11 protein-coding genes are annotated in these 19,800 nt (G+C 54.4%); 5 read left to right on the top strand and 6 right to left on the bottom strand.

Going from position 1 to position 19,800, the window contains the following annotated elements; all coding sequences use genetic code 11:
* Positions 1–13: 13 nt before the first annotated feature.
* The 4 genes from aceE to NOR51B_RS08820 form a co-directional block, all read right to left on the bottom strand.
* Positions 14–2,674, bottom strand: a complete 2,661-nt coding sequence (aceE, locus tag NOR51B_RS08835) for a pyruvate dehydrogenase (acetyl-transferring), homodimeric type (protein WP_009020787.1) — start codon at positions 2,672–2,674, stop codon at positions 14–16.
* 184 nt (positions 2,675–2,858) lie between these two features.
* On the bottom strand, positions 2,859–5,705 hold the full coding sequence (locus tag NOR51B_RS08830; protein WP_009020043.1) for an insulinase family protein: 2,847 nt from the start codon (positions 5,703–5,705) through the stop codon (positions 2,859–2,861).
* Positions 5,706–5,749: 44 nt separating this feature from the next.
* The gene (locus NOR51B_RS08825) at positions 5,750–6,823 is read right to left on the bottom strand and encodes an AI-2E family transporter (RefSeq protein WP_009020033.1); all 1,074 of its coding nucleotides are present in this window, start codon (positions 6,821–6,823) and stop codon (positions 5,750–5,752) included.
* The gene (locus tag NOR51B_RS08820; RefSeq protein WP_009021662.1) at positions 6,816–7,076 is read right to left on the bottom strand and encodes a sulfurtransferase TusA family protein; all 261 of its coding nucleotides are present in this window, start codon (positions 7,074–7,076) and stop codon (positions 6,816–6,818) included. Before NOR51B_RS08820 ends, NOR51B_RS08825 begins: the two co-directional genes overlap by 8 nt.
* 175 nt (positions 7,077–7,251) lie before the next feature.
* Between NOR51B_RS08820 and NOR51B_RS08815 the strand changes: the two genes are divergently transcribed.
* Complete coding sequence (locus NOR51B_RS08815; protein WP_009020761.1) at positions 7,252–8,718, top strand: M48 family metalloprotease; 1,467 nt, start codon at positions 7,252–7,254, stop codon at positions 8,716–8,718.
* A 12-nt stretch (positions 8,719–8,730) separates the two neighbouring features.
* On the opposite strand, the gene nadA is transcribed toward NOR51B_RS08815, so the two are convergent.
* Positions 8,731–9,804: a quinolinate synthase NadA gene (gene nadA / locus NOR51B_RS08810; protein WP_009020931.1), complete on the bottom strand. Its 1,074-nt coding sequence runs from the start codon at positions 9,802–9,804 to the stop codon at positions 8,731–8,733.
* A gap of 157 nt (positions 9,805–9,961) precedes the next feature.
* Here nadA and NOR51B_RS08805 point away from each other — a divergent pair, with 157 nt between their 5' ends.
* From NOR51B_RS08805 to NOR51B_RS08790, 4 genes are all read left to right on the top strand, one after another.
* Positions 9,962–11,782: a putative bifunctional diguanylate cyclase/phosphodiesterase gene (locus NOR51B_RS08805; RefSeq protein WP_009021523.1), complete on the top strand. Its 1,821-nt coding sequence runs from the start codon at positions 9,962–9,964 to the stop codon at positions 11,780–11,782.
* A 17-nt stretch (positions 11,783–11,799) separates the two neighbouring features.
* On the top strand, positions 11,800–13,728 hold the full coding sequence (locus tag NOR51B_RS08800) for a S8 family peptidase (protein WP_154647649.1): 1,929 nt from the start codon (positions 11,800–11,802) through the stop codon (positions 13,726–13,728).
* 173 nt (positions 13,729–13,901) lie between these two features.
* A complete protein-coding gene (locus NOR51B_RS08795) occupies positions 13,902–14,366 on the top strand; it encodes a hypothetical protein (RefSeq protein ID WP_009019864.1) in 465 nt (154 codons plus the stop codon).
* Positions 14,367–14,535: 169 nt separating this feature from the next.
* Positions 14,536–18,927, top strand: coding sequence for a hybrid sensor histidine kinase/response regulator (locus tag NOR51B_RS08790; RefSeq protein WP_081443926.1), 4,392 nt, complete (start codon positions 14,536–14,538; stop codon positions 18,925–18,927).
* Between the two features lie 20 nt (positions 18,928–18,947).
* Here the strand turns inward: NOR51B_RS08790 and NOR51B_RS08785 are convergent, their stop codons facing one another.
* Positions 18,948–19,700 carry an enoyl-CoA hydratase/isomerase family protein gene (locus NOR51B_RS08785; protein ID WP_040481968.1) on the bottom strand — a complete coding sequence of 251 codons (753 nt, stop codon included), beginning with the start codon at positions 19,698–19,700 and terminating at the stop codon, positions 18,948–18,950.
* Positions 19,701–19,800: the final 100 nt, after the last annotated feature.

Genomic DNA, 19,800 nt, shown 5'->3' with positions numbered 1-19,800 from the left:
TCCTCTCGCGAAATCAGGCGGTGGCCGGGTTGGGCTTTTGGGCATCGATACCGAGCGTCTTGATCGCATCGGCCACGACCTTAACGTCGATTTGGCCAGCATCCGCGAGAGATTTCAGTGCCGCCAGAACGACATACTCGCGACTGACTTCAAAGTGCTGTCGCAGCTTGCGACGGGTATCGCTGCGACCAAAGCCATCGGTACCAAGTACAGAGAAACTACCCGGGATGAATTCACGAATCTGGTCGGTGTGTGCGCGGATATAATCCGTGGCAGCCACAAAGGGCCCCTCGCACTCCGCCAACTGCTGCGTCAGATAAGGGACCTTCGCAGATTCTGTCGGATTCAATAGGTTCCAGCGCTGACAAGCTTTGCCGTCACGCGCCAGTTCGTTGATGCTGGTCATGCTCCAGACGTCAGCAGCCACGTCGAAGCGCTCTTCGAGAATAGCAGCGGCAGCTTCGACCTCGCGCAGGATGGATCCCGCACCCATGAGTTGGACACGGTTGTCATGCTTGGCCTCGGACCCACGCAGACGATAAATACCTTTGACGATGCCGTCCTCAACGCCCTCTGGCATGTCAGGATGAACGTAGTTTTCGTTCATGGTGGTGATGTAATAGAAGCAATTCTCACCCTCGCCAAACATCCGCCTGACACCATCCTGAATAATGACCGCCAATTCGTAGGAATAAGTCGGGTCGTAGCTGATGCAGTTGGGAATCGTTGTGGCCATCAAATGACTGTGCCCATCCTGGTGCTGCAAACCCTCGCCATTTAACGTGGTACGGCCCGATGTTGCGCCGATCAGGAAGCCCCTGGCCTGACTGTCCCCCGCCGCCCATGCGAGATCGCCAATACGCTGGAATCCGAACATCGAATAGAAGATATAGAACGGAATCATGGGGTAATCCGAAACGCTGTAGGATGTCGCCGCCGCTAACCACGCCGAAAAAGCGCCCGACTCGTTGATTCCTTCCTCGAGAATCTGGCCCTTTACATCCTCTTTGTAATACATGATCCCGCCAGCATCGTGGGGCGTGTAGTTCTGGCCCGCCGAGGAGTAGATACCCAACTGGCGGAACATGCCCTCCATACCGAAGGTCCGGGCTTCATCGGGCACAATAGGTACCACGCTGTTGCCCACTTCTTTGTCTTTGATCAGTGAAGAGAGAATCCGCACAAACGACATGGTGGTGGAGATTTCACGCTTGCCACTACCTTTCATCTGGCTCGCGTAGGTACCCCTCCCCGGTACGGATACCGAGACCGAGGTGTTGGCGCGACGTTTGGGAAGCTGACCGCCCAACTGTGCGCGCCGTTCACGCATGTAGCGCATCTCCGGGCTGTCTTCAGGCGGCCGGTAGAAAGGAACATCCTGCAGGTCTTTGTCACTGATGGGCACGCCAAACCGGTCCCGGAATGCCTTGAGACTGTCGACATCGAGCTTCTTTAGCGAGTGGGTTTCATTGTTCGCCTCACCGGCTTCGCTGGTGCCGTACCCCTTCACCGTCATGGCCAATATAGCGGTGGGGCGCTCAGTCTCTTCGCAGGCTGCTGCGTAGGCCGCGTACACCTTATAGGGGTCGTGCCCGCCGCGGTTGAGGTACATGATGTCGTCGTCGCTGAGATCCTTGACCAGCTCCAGGGTCTCGGGGTATTTGCCGAAGAATTTTTCGCGGGTGTAGGCACCGCCGTTGAACTTGCAGTTCTGCAGCTCACCGTCGCAGACCTCGTCCATACGCTGCTGCAGCTTTCCGGAATGATCCCGCTCAATGAGTGGATCCCACTTGCGACCCCAAATAACCTTGATGACGTTCCAGCCAGCACCCCGGAAGACACCCTCAAGCTCCTGAATGATCTTCCCATTGCCGCGAACCGGGCCGTCGAGTCTCTGGAGGTTGCAATTAACGACAAAATGCAGATTACCCAGCTTTTCGCGGCCCGCGAGCGCGATGGCGCCGAGTGACTCGGGCTCATCAGACTCGCCATCTCCCATGAAGCACCACACTTTTCTGTCGCGATGGTCCACGAGGCCACGGGAGGACTGATACTTCATTACGTGGGCCTGATAAATCGCCTGTATGGGTCCCAAACCCATGGATACCGTAGGGAACTGCCAGTAATCGGGCATCAACCAGGGATGCGGGTAGGATGACAACCCGTTACCGTCCACTTCCCGGCGAAAGTTCTCCAACTGGGTCTCGGAAATCACGCCTTCAAGATAGGAACGTGCGTACATGCCCGGCGCACTGTGACCCTGGTAGAAAACAAGATCGCCTGGATGACCGTTGGCAGTACCTCGGAAGAAGTGATTCATGCCGATGTCATACAACGTAGCGCTGGAAGAGAAGGAGGAGATATGGCCGCCCAGTCCTTCTTCATTGTCATTGGCGCGCATCACCATAGCGAGGGCATTCCAACGCACCAGCGACCGAATCCGGCGCTCCATGAAAAGGTCGCCGGGCATGGTGCGCTCATTTTCAGGGGCAATGGTATTGCGGAAAGGCGTGGTGATTGACTGGGGTAATGGAATCCCCTCGGTCTGCGCGTGCTCGTAAACCGACCGAATCAATGATCCCGCCGCATTTGCCCCCTGGTAGCGCACCACTGAATCGAGTGCTTCCAGCCACTCCTGCTGCTCTGTTGGGTCTATTGGTTGCTGCTCAGCCACGTCGCTCTCCTAGTCCAAACCCACCTATTCGGGTTCTAATTTAGAACTTTAAAATCAACAATTCACTGAGAACTTATCGGATTCTGCAGAAAAATGTCACATAGTTCTATTTTGGAATGGAAAATAAAAACCCGGCGTTGAGGCCGGGTTCTTAGAGCAATAGAGCACAGCGTTGGAGCTGACCTCAGGTGCCACCCTGTCGGACACTGCGAAAACTGATGGCATCGTCGATTCGCGTCGCCGATGGCTCCGACGGCAGCTCGCCCCGCTTACCGGGCGCAATCACCTGAATCCATGCGGCGTTATCCAGGAAATGCTCGCGGTAATAATCGAGCAACTCGTCGTACTCGACATTCACGACCAGATCAGCAATCTGCTTCTGGGTATCAAAATCCAGCTCGCCCAGGTCGAGCTCTGCCCACAGGCGTCCGCCTTTCTCGTAGAGATTTTTTGGAGGCTCCAGCAGCTGCACAACCAGACCGTCGCGGTATTCGAGGAATTCCTCCTCGGTCAGGTTTTCAGCGTGTTGCCGGCGAAATTCGGACATCGCCTGAACAACCGCAGTGGCCGAATGACTGGGTGACTGCACTAACATGCCCGAACCGGGCACTCCGCGCTGGACCCAGTTGAAGCTGGCCACCACGTAACCCAGCTGCTGTTCTGTGCGCAGGGAATCGAAAAACGCGCGCTCTGTGGTAAAGGTGGCGAGTGAGGTTTTCGCACGATCCTCGAACGTCGCGGCCGGGCCCTGCGTGTACCAGAACACCACCGCGTCGTTATGCTCCAGCTCCCGTACGTAGCGAAGATGCTCACCCGGCCTGATGCGGGTCACCTGCGTGTCTCGCGGTGCGACGGGATCGTCACTACCTATGAGACCAGAGAGGGTATTCGCAAAGGCCTCGGCATCGGAGGTCGTGTAGTTACCGTAGACCAGTGCAGTCACCGATGTGGTCGCCCAGAATTCCCTGGCGAAATTGACCACGTCGTCCAAAGTCACCGTCTCCATCGCCTCGATACGATCGGCCTCGCTGAACTGACCCGACAGCATCAGCCGGCGTGCATCGTTGAGGGTTTGACTGTACGGCGCCGATGTCACCACGTTGCGCAGGCTGCGGATAGCTTCAGTTTTAAGGGCGTCAAAGCGCTGTTGGGCAAACTCTGTTTGTTGAAGATAGGGAAGCAGCTCATCGAGTAACAACTTCTGCTTCTCGTTATAGCCGTTCAACTGGACACGGATACCGGTGGCACTGCTACTGATCGAAAAGCCGAGCCCGGCCACGCCTGCCGGATAGGCCAGCTCATTGGTGGCGTCGTTGACGAGCGCCGCATAAAGACTCACCACCGCCGCATCCTTCGGTGTTGCACGAATGTGGCCACCCTCAAATTTTGCCGTCATCATCCCTTTGGGTTTTGCAAACTCGTCGTCCTGCATAAACCAAAGATCGGTACGATCCTCTTCCACCAGCTGGACGGGCTTGTCGACATAATCTGGATCCAACTCAACCAGGGAAAAATCGCTGGCAATAAAGGGGTTTTCGGCTGGCAATTGCAGTTGACTGGCGGCCAATGCCGGCTGGGCAAGGAACGTATCGGCCGTCAACGGACTCACCGCGTAATCAACACCGTAAAACTCTGAGGTCTGGTCGGTCTCAACCCCTGGGGCGCTAAGCCATGCCACCATATTGTCGGGGTTGAGATAAGACAGGGCCTGCTCGATCAACTCGGGCTGGTAGGTCTCGAGTAAAACCGGTCCCGACAGCACATCTTCTGCCGCGTAGTAGTGCATGGCCTCCGAGAGCCCGGTCACATACTGGCTTGCGGGCATGTCCTCGCGGAAGCGAAAACGACTTTCCGCCAGCTGCCGCTGCTGCTCAAAACGCCAGGCCTCAGGTCCCGCCGCGTTGATCAGGTCGATATAGGCAAACACGCTGCTGACAATGGTCTGCCACTCCTCGACTCCCTTTTCGGTAAGCCCGACGCTGACATAAAACATCGAGCCACCCCGCCACTTAATTCCAGCCCCGGCGCCAACGGACTCGGCGAGATCGGCACTCTTGAAATAGGACAGCAAACTGCCGGGGCCCTCATCACCGAGCAAGCTACCAAGATACGCCAGGGGCTTGGAATCGTAGGCATCCCGATAATCGCTGGGCATGGGGAACAGAATTTCCAGCGAGCGACTGGTTGCAGTGGGCTGGGAAACCACAAGGGTTGGCAGTACTTCAGGGTCGAAAATCGGTGCGGCAATATCCTCGATCACCGAATCGCGATCGGGAACCGCATTGAATTTTGGCTGCACCATCGCCTGTAATGTATCGAGATCCTGCGGCCCGAGCACCACAAGCTTCATTTGCGACGCATCGTAGTACTCCTCGTAAAATGCCCGAAGGTCATCCCTGATATTCTGTCCCGGCCGGTCCGCAAGGCTTTCGAGGTTACCAACACCGAATCGGCTGTAAGGGTGTCCGGTATTGGCAATCTCACGAAGCACGTCCCACCATCGGCGGCCATCTGAATTCAAACCCATCTGATATTCAGCCTCGACCGCGTTCTTCTCGAGGTCGACGTACTTTGGATCGAGCAAGGGCGCGATAAAAAACTGTGAAAAACGGTCGAGGGCTTCATCCAGCACCTCGGCCTTTACGTCAAAGTAGTAGTTGGTGTGCTCCGAGCTGGTATAGGCGTTTTGCGCGCCGCCGTTGGCACCGATAAATTCAGAATACTCGCCCGCGTCGGGATATTTTTCCGTGCCCTGGAAGAGCATGTGCTCAAGAAAATGGGCGAGCCCACCGCGATCCATGGGATTTTCGCCACTGCCTACCATTACATTGAGCGATGCCGCTCCTTTGATGGCATCCGGATCGGAAATGAGCAATACCTCAAGGCTGTTGTCGAGGGTCAGATAACGGTATTGGTAAGAATCAGAGACACTCTTTGTGGGGCTAAGATAGGATTCTGTGGTCGAGGGACCTAGACCCGAGCAGGCAACCAGTGCCAAAACAATACCGATCACTACAAATAAACGTGCCACAACGTTTCTCCTCAAAAATATGGGCTGCACTCCGTAGGAGTGGGTCAGGACGCGGGATTGGGTGGTGAGTCCAGTCGAGCAGGCCAGGCGCACAGAACGGCGTTGACCAGTGTTGCCAGAGGGATTGCAAAAAACACACCCCAAAGCCCCCAAATACCGCCAAAGAACAACACCGCAATGATGATAGCCACCGGGTGCAGATTAACCGCCTCCGAGAACAGCAGGGGCACCAGCACGTTACCATCCAGCAACTGTATTACCAGATAGGCAGCGGTGATGGCGTAAAGTTCCGACCCGACGCCCCACTGGAAATAAGCGACCATGACCACAGGGACGGTGACCAGAGTCGCACCGATATAGGGAATGATCACCGACAACCCCACCAGCAAGCCCAACAATGCTGCGTAGTTGAGTCCCATGATAGTGAATGCAAGATAGCTCGTACTACCCACAATGATAATTTCGATCACTTTTCCGCGAACATAATTGGACACCTGTTGGTCCATTTCCTGCCAGATACGCTGCAACAGCGGTCTCCGCTCGGGCAGAAAACTGCTAAACCAGGCAAAAATCTTTTGCTGGTCTTTTAAGAAAAAGAAAACCAGCATGGGGATCAGGACCATATAGACCAGTAGCGCGAGCAATCCCGGGATACGGCTGAGGCTGCGCGCAAGAACAACCTGTCCGAATTGCGCCAACTCGCGCTGAATACCGCCGAGTAACTCCTCCACTTGTTGCTGGCTGATTAATTGCGGGTATTCCGCCGCAAGGCCATTGAGAAGATTCGAGACTTGCTCAATCATTTCGGGCGACTCGCGGAGCAGACTGGCCAGCTGCTGCCAGATAAGCGGCACGAGTCCGAAACTCGAACCGAAGAACACACCCATGAACAAGAGCAACGCAATCCAAACGCCCAGACTTTGAGGCACCCCGCGTGCGGCGAGCTGGTTCGCCACACCCTGCATGAGATAGGCCAGCACCAACGCCACCAAAACGGGCGTCAGGACATCACCGATAGTGATCAGAACCACCAATGCTGACACGAGAATAATCAGCAGGACGACCGACTCTTCCTCGGAGAAGTAGCGGTGGTACCACTTCTGAAAAACTTCAAACATTTAACGGGCCCTTGGTAATTAGATGCCTGAGTACGCCCTCGGACCAATAATTCGTTTCTACCTGATGACCCGCGATTGCCGCGAAGGCAGCAAAGTCACGGGACGAGCCCGGATCGGTGGCGAGTACCACGAGCACGGCACCGGGATCGAGCCCCATCAGCGCACGCTTTGCCAGCAACAAAGGCATTGGACATCGCTGGTCTCGGGCATCCACCGTGACCGCATCTGCGGTTGGATCTGCTGTCTCTGACATTACTACCCCGTCGTTGACTTATGCTTACCGGGTCGTCCCACTCCACCTGAGGGGGAACCACCGTGGCTTTAATCCTTTCAGCGTGCTCGCACCATTATCAACGCTCCTGGTCGACGATTCGTGCTTTACATGCGTTAAAGTGCCCCACATGGTACACAATCCACGCAGATTCTCGATGCTTATTCGCGGCGTAGCGCTGATGTCCGTATTCGCCATCAGCCTCGCGGTCGGGACTGATGCGAGGTCACAAGACCGGGATAACAGCAAACTCAAGATCCCAAACCTTGGTGAGTCGAGTACCAGTCTGTTTTCGGCTGACTTTGAGTACGAGATAGGGCGCACCTGGCTAAAGGTGTTTCGTCGCCAGGCACCTACCATCGACGATCCGTTACTTTATAGCTACCTTGAAAACCTGGTTTTCGAGCTGGTTAACCACAGCGAGCTCCAGGATCGCCGTATTGATCTGGTGATTGTCGATAACCCGACTATCAACGCCTTCGCGGTACCCGGCGGGGTCATTGGCGTACACAACGGACTTTTTGAGTACGCCCAGACCGAAGATGAGTTCGCCACGGTTATTGCCCATGAAATCGCGCACTTGAGCCAGCGGCACTTTTCCCGGCGAGTGGAGCTTGGGCAGAAACAGCAGCCGCTCAATATTGCGGGCCTCATCGCCGGTTTGGTCTTGGCCGCTACTGTCGGTGGCGACGCCGGCATGGCCGCGCTCAGCACTACCCAGGCAGCGATTCAGAACAGCCAACTGCGCTACAGCCGGGCCAACGAGGCGGAGGCCGATCGTATTGGTATGCAGACCCTGACTGCCGCCGGTATGGATCCGTATGCCGCACCACAAATGTTTGAGCGCATGTTTTCCGCGAGCCGCTATAGCTCGGGAAATCGAGTCCCTGAGTTTCTCCGCACCCACCCGTTGTCGGAGAAGCGCATCGCTGATACCCGTGCACGCGCCTTGCAACACCCACGAACCATTCGTCCGGTCAGTCTGGATTTTCAACTGATGCGCGCGCGCGTGAAAAACCACTTCGCTCGGACTCCCGCGGAGGCGGTAGCGATGTTTAACGATGAGTTAGAGGGCAAACAAGTATCTCGAGAAGCCAATATTTACGGGTTGGCGCTGGCTCTGACTGATGCCGGTCGCGCCGACGAGGCGGCGCTTGCACTCGACGGTATATGGTCGGGTGATCCTGATCGTATCGAATATGTGATTGCAGATGCCGAAATAGAGCTGGCCAGGGGCAATCCGCGCAAGGCGACTGAAAAGCTCAATCAGCGATTGAAGCTTTCTCCCGGGAACCACCCCCTGACAATGGCTTACGCCCACGCGCTTCAGCAGGCCGGAGATTCCCATGTGGCCGAGCAGGTTCTTGTCGAGCAGTCACGCCGTAAGCCCACCGATCCAGGACTTTGGTACTTATTGGCCGAAGTCCAGGGTTTGGCGGGGAATATTGTGGGCCTGCATCGGTCGCGTGCCGAGTACTTTATTCTCAATGGCAGCTTCAACCAGGCCAAACAACAGCTGACCTACGCTCTCAAGCTTTCGAAAGACAATTTCACCCGGTCAGCGAAGATCAACGAGCGGCTGGAGCAGGTGCAGGCCATTCTGAACGAAATCGAGAAGAGCTGACTGGCATCGCCATTAAGCGCGTCCGACTACACCCTTGCGCAACTCCTGGGCAAAAGCCAGCATGCGGTTGAGCGGTTTCATCGCCGCCACACCAAGCTCGGCGTCGACAATGACTTCGTTGTCATCGCGATCAAAAACACGGGCGAGTGACTCAAGCTCATTCATGGCCATCCAGGGGCAATTGGCGCAGCTACGGCAGGTGGCCCCCTGCCCGGCCGTTGGCGCGATAATAAACTGCTTGTCCGGCGCCGATTTCTGCAGCTGATAGAAAATGCCATGGTCGGTGGCGACAATGAGGGTTTTATTCGGAAGCGATTGAGCGGCCTTGATGATTTGTGTGGTTGAGCCCACATGATCCGCGAGATCGATCACCGATGCGGGCGATTCGGGATGCACCAGGACCGCTGCGTCCGGGTGAACCTGCTTCAAATCGAGTATTCCGCGCGCCTTGAATTCCTCATGAACAATGCAGGCGCCATCCCACATCAGCATATCGGCACCCGTCTCACGCTGGACGTAGGACCCTAAATGACGGTCGGGGGCCCAAATAATCTTCTTACCCTGATCCGACAGATGCTCGACCACATCGAGAGCAATACTGGAGGTCACGACCCAATCAGCTCGAGCCTTCACAGCCGCCGAGGTATTGGCATAAACCACCACCTCGCGATCAGGATGGGCGTCACAGAACTCGACAAACTCGTCTGCCGGGCACCCGAGATCAAGCGAACACGTAGCCTCCAGGGTAGGCATCAACACCCGCTTATCCGGAGTCAGGATCTTTGCGGTCTCGCCCATGAAACGAACACCGGCAACCACCAGCGTTTCGGCACTATGGTCACGCCCGAAGCGGGCCATCTCGAGAGAATCGGAAACGCATCCACCGCTGCTTTCGGCCAGGGCCTGAACTTCCGGGGACGTATAATAGTGCGCGACGATGACCGCGTTTTCCTTCTTCAAACGCGTTTTGATTTGATCGATTAGCTGTTGTTCAGCAGCAGGGGCAAGTCGCGCCTGTGTGGTGCGATCGAGATGACCCTGCACCTGCTCGCGGATGCGGACGAGATTGTCTTCAGCAATGGACATAAGCGGGGCGGGAAACCAACAGAAGTCCGGTTATTTTAGCACAAACCCGCTCGATGTCGTACGGCGCCCCACAGGCAGGGAGATCACCTGGCCCGACGTGCTAGGAGCGCGCACGCTGTTCGTGATAGCCTGACCAAAACCTCGGCCTGAAACCTGCGTGCAAGCGACGACTCCGAACAGAAAAGCCTCGAAGATTCTGGTCTGCGACGATGACCTGATGGTCCGCGTTCTGGCGCGAGAGTGTCTCGAAGCGGCGGGGATGGATGTTATAGACGCTGAGGACGGCATCCAGGCACTTGAGGCATTCCAGTCAGAGTTGCCGGATCTGGTATTCCTCGATGTCGAAATGCCCGGCAAAACCGGGTTGGAGGTCTGCGCCGAGATACGCGCCCTGCCGCAAGGTATGAACGTGCCGGTACTGATTGCAACCGGTGCCGAGGACGCAGACTCCATTGATCGCGGCTTCAATGCTGGCGCCACACAGTACAAAACCAAGCCTATTAACTGGTCACTGCTTAGCCGGGATATTCGGTACATGCTGCGTGCCGCAGAAGCGTTCAATGAGCTCAAGGCGCAGGAAGACCGGCTGCGCTACCTCGCCTACTTTGATCACCTTACCGACCTGCCCAATCGACGCAGTTTCAATGAGCAGTTGCGACGGAATCTGATCGACGGTCACAAGCGCGAGAGCCTGACAGGGCTCATTGTGATCGACGTCGATCACTTCAAGCGGATCAATGACTCGATTGGGCACGAGCGCGGTGACGACCTGCTCAGGAATATGGCAGTGAGAATTCAGGACGCTCTGACACAGATAGCGACCATTATCAGCGACTATCCGGGCGCCGCGGTCACCGCCGATCCTGATTCACTCGCCTTTGAACTGGCGCGTCCTGGCGGTGATGAATTTACCGTGGTGGTGCGCAATCCCGCGAGTATTGAGCATCTTGCCGATATTGGTAATGCGATCATGGAATCGCTGAATGATCCCGTGGAGATTCAGGGGCATGCCCTGGTACTGACACCCAGTATCGGAGCCGCTATGGCGCCCCTTCATGGACAGACCCCAGAGCTTTTGCTTCGCCACGCGGATGCCGCCATGTATGCCGCCAAAGCCGACGGCCGTGCCCGCTTGCGCGTCTATGACGAATCCCTTGAAGACGACGCCGAGTTGCAGCTTCAGCTTGAAGAAGACCTGCGTGACGCCCTCGATACCGGCGGTCTGCGCATGATGTACCAACCACAGATCGACACCCGAACCGGCGAGATGTGCGGTGTGGAGGCGCTTATACGCTGGCAACACCCTACACTGGGCGCCATCCCCCCCGATCAATTTATCGGCGTTGCCGAGCGTACCGGGCTCATTCGACCGCTCGGTGACTGGATTTTGCGCGAAGTCGATGCCGACGCTCGAAAATCAGGTAGTAATTTTCCCCGCAGTGTATCGGTGAGTATCAACCTATCTCCCATCCAATTCGGACAATCCAACTTCGTCTCGCACCTCACGCAGATCATCAAACAGCTGGATCTGAACTATACGGTGGAACTTGAGTTAACCGAGGGCGTCGTAATGACCGATGCCGAGCACAATCTCGATAAACTTCGCCAATTGAAGGCTTTGGGCTTCAAACTCGCCATTGACGACTTTGGTACCGGCTACTCCTCGTTGAGCTATCTCCGTCACTTCCCCATCGATACACTCAAGATTGATCGAAGTTTTATTAATGACATTGGCACACCCGACGGCGATGGGATTGTGCGAGCAATACTCGGGCTCTGCCACGCGCTCGATCTCACCGTCGTGGCGGAGGGCGTTGAAACGAAAGAGCAGGCCCTTTTCCTCGCCGACCATGGCTGTCAAATCCTGCAGGGGTTTCTGCTGGGTCGACCGATGCCGGTCGGAGATTTAATGGCCGCCTCGGAGCAGAACTATCTCCCGCTAATTACTGATTCAGGATCCTCAACTCAAGCCTCGTGAACGGTGCTCGCTTACTGGTGGCGCTGCTGATACTGGGCTCCCCGCCCCTGCCCGCCTCAGGGACCGGCGGAACAGCGTCTGCCGACGGCGAGGAACTTCAGGTATTGCTTCAGGGCGGGGACCTCAGCGGGCTTGCCACCACACTGGAATCCCTTGGAGGCAATGTCACCCACTCGCTCCCGATCGTATCTGGCGTGGGTGGCAATCTACCTCGATCCATGCTCAAAACCCTGAAGTTATCTCCTGGCGTCGATCGTGTCGTGGAGGACTTTAATCCGGTCGAAGTACCGGAAGAACGCGACTGCGTCCTCGATGGGTCCCTTCAACTCGAAATGAGTGACCGGGAGGTACGCTGGCAGCTATTTAATTTCTCCGACACAGCAAAGGGCCTGAAATCGATAGCGCTCGATTGGCCCGATCGCATCGGCGCACTGGAGAGCGCCCGGCTGAACGCGCAAGATATCCTGACAGCGCGTCAGCGACCGCAGGGGCCTGCCCATCTTTCAACCGACCGTATCTCGCTGCCTCCCGGCGCCAGCACCTTATCGCTGATTTTCGGTGAGTCGGTTGTAGCCTCTTCCCAGAATGATTACTCGATTATCGCCAGTGCCGATGGCTGCTCCGCCACATTGATTCCAGCGTATCCCGACAATGACCACGAGTATTACTACACGCGAGTCGTCGGAGCCGATCTCCTGCATGCAGAGGGCGTCACAGGAAAAGGAGTGACCATCGCCGTCGTGGATTCCGGATTCTGGGAGGTGCCTCCGCTGGCAGAGGATACCGCTGGAAAAGACCGCGTGATTGCACGCTTCGATGCCATTGAAAACAAAGAAAGCGCTGCACTCCTCGATCAAAGTGGTCACGGTACACATATCGCCAGCATTCTCCTTAATAGTGGAGCGGCACCCCGCTCCAAACACCACAGCTATCTCGGCGTCGCACCCGACGCCAGGATCGTCCCCGTCAAAGTCTTCGATGCCGATGGCAGTGGTGACTTTCTGGATATTATTCGCGGCATCGCCTGGGTCATTGCGCACCGCGAACAATACGACATCCGCGTGATGAATCTATCACTGGCGGCAGCTCCCCGGTTTGAGTACTGGCGAGATCCGATTAATCAAGCGGTTCTCAAAGCCTGGCAGGCGGGCATTGTCGTGGTTACCGCGGCGGGGAATGAGGGCCCGGCGTGGTCAAGTGTTGGCTCCCCTGGAAACAACCCCTACGTGATTACCGTAGGCGCCACGACCGACTCGTGGACACCTGTCGATCGTAGCGACGACTATATCCCCGACTTTTCATCTAGAGGCCCCACACCTACGGGGCACGCCAAGCCAGATATCGTCGTGCCCGGTGGTCATATGACTGGCATCGTTCCCCCCGGCTCCACTCTCGTCAGGGACAACCCCAATTACCAGCTCAGATCTGGTTTATACGTTGCCACTGGCACGTCCCAGGCGGCGGCGGTTGTTTCGGGTATAGCCGCTCTGCTGCTGCAACTTGACCCCTCATTGAGCAATGACGACATCAAATGCATGCTGACAAGCAGCGCTGAGCCCGCCATTAACCCGGACGGAACCCTCAGGTACAGCCCATTTGTTCAAGGCTCAGGCCATGCCAGTGCCAGCCGGGCAATCACATTGGGGGAGAAAGGCTGCGCAAATCTGGGTATGAATATCGATGCTGCTGTGCTCGGCACAGAACAGTTACTAGGCCCCGCCGAAGTGGATTCAAATGGCGCGCCAACATTGCCGGGGCTGCAGCAGCGGCTTAGGGATGAGCCAGCAGAGGGTGCCAGCCAAACGGTGCACTGGGGGGTAAAGGAGCACCTGGAGCGCCTCGACGGCCACCTCAGCGCTGACAGGCTTGGGCCCCTGAACATCGAATGGCTCCAAAAATACGAGTCCGAACGCGCCAAAATAGAGTCACTAAGCACCTCGGATTAACCGTCAACCCCATTTCCAACCGACATTAACCTTAGTTGATCACATAACCCATTTGGGTAATGGATATGCTTCGACTTACCTCCAGTCGTCTCTAGAGTCAGTCATGACATCAAGGAAAGCGCAGCACCGCGCACCTTTTTCCAAGAGACAACGCAGTTAACGAGGTAACAGTCATGGGCATTAAGAAAATCGTAAGCACCACATCGATCGCGGCCTGTTTCGCCATCGCAGCGTCAACAACGGTTGCCGAAGACCAACTTCGCGGTGGTATGACTGCCGTTCAGAATGTGGCGGGTAGCATCGCCGGAAAAAGTAACTACGCCACGTTCAAGTGGGCAGAGGGGCGCGCTGTTTCCTCAGCAAATACCGATGCACAAGCGAGCAGCAACCGTGCCACGCTAAAGTGGGCAGAATCCAATACCTCTGCTACCGATGCTCCTGTAGCCAGCAATGAAGAAAGTGCTGACGCTGATCAGGTTCGTCATCGTTGGGGAATCAGAGCAGACGCCGACCAAGCACGCCATCGCTGGGGAATTAGAGCAGACGCCGATCAAGCGCGACATCGTTGGGGAATCAGGGCAGACGCAGATCAGGTGCGGCACCGCTGGGGCATCCGAGTGGGCCAAGGCTTACGTTAATAACTGCATTATCAAACCAACACACAAAAAAGGGGGCAAAGCCTCCTTTTTTGTGTGTGCATGAATCACCTAAGGCGCAATATGATGATAATCTCGTCACTCAAGTTGCTGGTATTTATTGCACTACCGACAATCACAGCCGAAATATTCATCACTGGCCAGACCAAAAATGTTGCGCATATCGAACTGGATTCTAGCGGTAGGACTAATTAGCCAGCTAGGTCCCCACCAAGCCGAAGCTAGCTTAGCCACAACTGACCTCATTTTTTGGGAATCTCCTGTTTCCGCAGGTCTCAGCCAAAGTGTAGTCACCAGTATACTTCAGGACAGATCTGGCTCGCTCTGGTTCGCAACACAGGAAGGCCTAAATCGATACGACGGTAAGAGAGTCGAGCAATATAGCGCGGCTAACAATGCAGGGAATCTTGCCCCGGGACAATTTCGTGGGATTGTAGAGACCACGGAAGGGATTGTTTGGGTCGCCAAATCTACATCTCTTCAATCTTTCGATCTTGCAAACAGATCCTTCAACACCCCTGCCGTACTCGAAACTGCTGACTTATCAATTTTTTCTATGTCTATCGACGGTAGGAATAGAATTTGGCTAGGAATGCAGGGGGCGATCGGTGTTTTCCTGCCGGAAGTTGAGAAGATGTTCTCTTTTCCACTTCCATTGGACTTATTTGACGATGAAGATCGTGTTATCGATATCATCAACTCAAGTGAAGATTCAGCTTATGCGCTTTTAGCAGATAAAGGCGTTTATAAACTTGAAATAAATGGCACGGAGATAATTGCCGAGCCCATTATAGCCGACGCGTCCGTCTCTGATAGTTATCCATACTCTGCCGAGATTCATGAAAATGAGATATGGCTTGCAACTCAGAATGCTGGGGTTTTCGTATATGACATAGGCACTAAACAACAGCGTCAAATCACAGCGGACAAGACTTACCTTCAATTACCGTCTGATGTCGTTTATACGACTTTTTATGAAGATGGAAGAATCTGGGTTGGTACCGCCGAGGGCGTCGCGATAAGTGAGGATGGTGGAAGAACCTTCTCGATTTATACGGAGTTCAATGATGGGATACCTGACGACCCGATATATAGTATTAACAAATCCAGCGATGGAACATTCTGGATTGGGACGCATCGAGGTCTCGTCCAAGGGCGAGAGAGTGTTCTCCAAACCATCAATCAATCCAACTCTGATCTTTCAAGCGACGAAGTTAACGCCATAGTCGAAACACAAGATGGAACGCTCTGGATAGGTACTGAAGCTGGGGTGAACTTTAGAAAACCAGGATCTTCGAGCTTTTCATCGATCAATAGTGGGACGCACCAGGCGCTGGTCGACGACACGATCATGGCTCTTAATGCGGACGAAAATAATCTTTGGATCGGAACCTTTGAGGGAGGCCTATTTAAATACGAAATCCGCGAGGATGCCGTTTATCCAATTGACTATGATCCCGACTCCAACTTCGCACTGCATTCTCGTGGGATTACTGCCATTACCAGCACTCCCTCAGGAGAGATAGTGGTTGCCACGTGGGGCGGCGGTTTGAGCGTAGTATCAGAAGACGGCAGAGTCATCCGTACTATCCGATCGGGCACGACTGGATCAGAAAACGACAGTGCTTTTGCACTACTTGAAGATTTTGATGGTGGAGTTTTAGTTGGCACCCAAAATGGAATCATGCATCTTGATCCCCAGTTAAAAAAATTGAAGCCTCTAGGCCTTTCTCAATACCTTAGTAGCTCTGAAGGATCCAATGTTAGCGATGTGCTGGTTTGGGAGCTGGCTCATGGCCAAGATAATGAACTCTGGGTAGGCACATATACCCACGGTCTTATCCACGTTAAGCGCGATAACCTGGGAAACATTGAATCTGCACAAAGCTTGTCACGTCAGCTCCAGCTACCGAGCCTATCTATTCTTGGCATACACTACGATGAAAAAAAACTGATCTGGTTATCACATAACCTAGGATTAACTCGATTCGACCCAAGCAATTTCGAATATCAGCACTTCAGCACTCAGCTAGGTTTACGCAGAACCGAATTCAACATGGGAGCTTCCTTTAGCAAGAATCCCAATAGAATATATTTTGGTAGCACTCGCGGTGTTCATATTCTCGCGAATGTCTCAGGTGTAAAAGAGCCACCACCCATAAAGGTTGGTATTTCCTCAATCAAAGTGATGGAAGCCCAAATTCCTTTCAGCGCCACAGATACCAACTTTTCACTAAATCTGTCACACGAAGACAAGATCGCTTCGATCGAGTTTTTCGCGGCTGAATACATTGCTCCCGAAGAGATACAGTACGCGTATCGAATTAATGGACTGGAAGAGGAGTGGATTTATAAAGGCAATGAGCGAACCGTGAGCCTGACTACGTTGCCGCCCGGCGATTACATGCTGGAGGTTGCTGCCAAGAGTAGTTTTGGCAACTGGAATTGGGAGGGTCTACAGATACCCATCGCGGTGAGCCCGCCCTGGTGGTTGAGTCAATTGGCATACATTGCCTACGTGCTTTCCGCACTGGCACTTATCGCGTTGCTGATGTGGCGGTCGCGCGTGAATTTGGCCCAAGCCGAGGCGCGAGAGCGAGAGCTCACACAGCGAGTACAGGAGAGGACGCTCGACCTTGAACTCGCCACTCGCGAGGCGGAGGAAGCCAACCGTGCAAAATCGGAATTTCTGGCAGTAATGAGCCATGAGATTCGCACACCGCTGCACGGCATGATTGGCATGAACGAATTGCTCATCAAGACCGACATCACGCCGCAACAGCGTCGCTTTACAAAAGCGGCATTGAACAGTGGAAAAACGCTTCTGCATCTGATTAATGAAATTCTCGATCTCGCCAAAATCGAGGCGGATCGCATGGAAGTGGAAGAAACTGACTTCGACTTGATCGAATTGATTGATGAGGTCTGCTATCTGCAGGGCGAGCCGGCGCAGAAGAAAGGGCTGGCGATTTATCATTTGCCAGAGGCAGGCATTGCCAACCGCTATCGCGGCGATTCGCAGAAAATCCGGCAGATTGTGACCAACCTGCTCGGTAATGCCATCAAATTTACTGACAGAGGTCATATCACGGTTCGTGTGCAGCGCACTATCGACGACACCATTTCTATTGCGGTTCAGGATACGGGTATCGGCATCCACGAGGAGGTCAGAGATAGGATATTTGAGAAATTCACTCAGGCAGATGCCAGCACCACCCGAAAATATGGCGGCACTGGTCTTGGTCTTACCATTTGCCGCAATTTCGCAACCCTATTGGGCGGCAAATTGGACATTCTTGAGTCTGGCGACGGCACGGGCACTCTTGTGGAAGTCGAACTGCCATTGATGCCAGTAGAGATACAGCCCATCAGTTTCGATTTTCGTGTCGGAGTGATTACGGACGACGATCTACTTGCTCAGTCAATTACCTCGTTGGGAATCAGGGTGGGTATTGAATGCTTGAGAGTAAGTCCAGAAGAGGTTGATTCACTAGTCGTCAGCAACGCCATTCTAGTTGACGAAAAACTCGATCAGTCGGTGATCTACGATATCGAATCGAGTAAAAGCAGTGCTCAAAAGGTGCTCATGACGGGAATACATAGCCTGGGACAACGCCGATCTACAAGCCAATGGTCTTGCATGCACAAACCCATTACAACCGCAGGTCTGGTGGACGCCTGCTCTGGAGTACCACTGGTTGAGCCGACAGATGACAAACCAGGTGACTTAAGTGGCAAAGTGCTGGTGGTCGAGGACAACGTCGTCAATCAGATGCTTGCAGCTGAGATATTGGCAAGCCTGGGTTTCGATACAACGATTGCAGAGAATGGCGAGCGTGGTGTCGCCCTTTTTTCAGAACATCATTTCGACCTGGTCCTCATGGATTGTCAAATGCCCATCATGGATGGATTTGACGCCACGAGAGAAATTCGTCGATTCGAAGTTGCAGAAGGCCGCCACCCCAGCGTTATTATTGCACTGACGGCAGGCTCTGTTGCTAATGAGCGCGAACGTGCCCTTGAAGCAGGGATGGATGACTTCCTAATGAAGCCCTGTACAGCACCCCAAATTGAGAAGGCCATCCGAAAACTGGCACCTGCCTGCTCTAACAATGAAGAACCGCTTGAAAAACAGGCCCTAGCGTCTACCACTATCAGCATTAGTCCAGAAAATGCTGCGCTTGTTAAAGAAGAAACTCTGAATTCGATTGTGAAGCTTAATCCACAGTCCGGCGCGGGACTCCTTGAGAGGCTACTAAACGCGTTCGAAAACCAGGCGGATAACGAGGTCGAATCCCTTTGGGAGTTAGTCCGAAGCGAAGATCTTGAAAGCCTCAGAAAGCGAGCTCATGCACTGAAGTCAATGAGCCTCAATATAGGTGCAACAGCGCTTGCCAAACTGACTGATGAACTCGAGAAATCGAGTACGAGGGGTCGTGCACCCCTCACAGAGGAAGAATTGGAGAAGATCATTTCGGTTAAAGATCGCAGTAAAACAGCGCTTCGGGAGTGGCAGCGACTTAACGCGCCTGCCGATAGTTAACCGGTAACGCTGAACGCTTCTTAGTGACCATGGAACTCTGCAGTACGACGCTCGCGCTTTGCAGCTAACCCCTCCTTGAGATCATTGGAACCTGAACATATATCTGCAAGTTCCGCGGCTCTGGCCGGATCAAATCGATCCTCTTCAGTTTGGCGGATAATCTCAAGCATTGCCCTCACTGAGAGCGGTGCCAAGCCGCTAAGCCGTTCTGCGATTTGCATACCCGTATCGACAACCGCCGCGGGTTCTGCGACCTCACTCACCATTCCGAGGGCCTTCATATCATCCGCACCGAACTGCTCGGCACCGACCAGCAGCCGTCGTGCCGTATTAATGCCTAGCCGGGCAGTAATCCGCCGAATACCATCGATGGGATAGCAGAGACCGAGTTCAGCCGCGGGAATACGAGCGGTGATATCGCTGGCGCAGATACGAAAATCGCAGCTGACCGCCAGTTCAAATCCGCCGCCAAAGACATTGCCATTAATGATCGCCACCGTCGGGATGGGTAGGTGTGCGAAATGGTTAGTCATCGCCTGAAAACGATCACCACTCAGTTCGCCGGAGGAGAGCTCCTTCAGAGAGGCCCCGCCGCAAAAGGTGGGACCTCCCCCGCTTACGAGCACAACCACTCGAATATCGTCTGGCAAGGTGTTAAGTGCAGTCTCAATCGCCGAAATTTCAACCTGACCGAGCGAATTATGTTTCTCGGTATTATTGAGAATAATACTAGCGACCCCAGCGTTTTGTTCAAAAATCACGGTCTTGGTCATACGAGTCTCGTCAACGGCATCAGAAGCGCGTGATTTTCGCACACCTAAAACAAGGGATTTCAAAATTCCTGTAACAACGCGACAGCTATCGATACTGACG

The organism is Luminiphilus syltensis NOR5-1B (assembly GCF_000158175.1).
In the GTDB taxonomy this organism is placed as follows: Bacteria; Pseudomonadota; Gammaproteobacteria; order Pseudomonadales; family Halieaceae; genus Luminiphilus; species Luminiphilus syltensis.
Note: the sequence above shows the minus strand (reverse complement) of the source record. Positions and strands in the feature narration are given on the sequence as shown.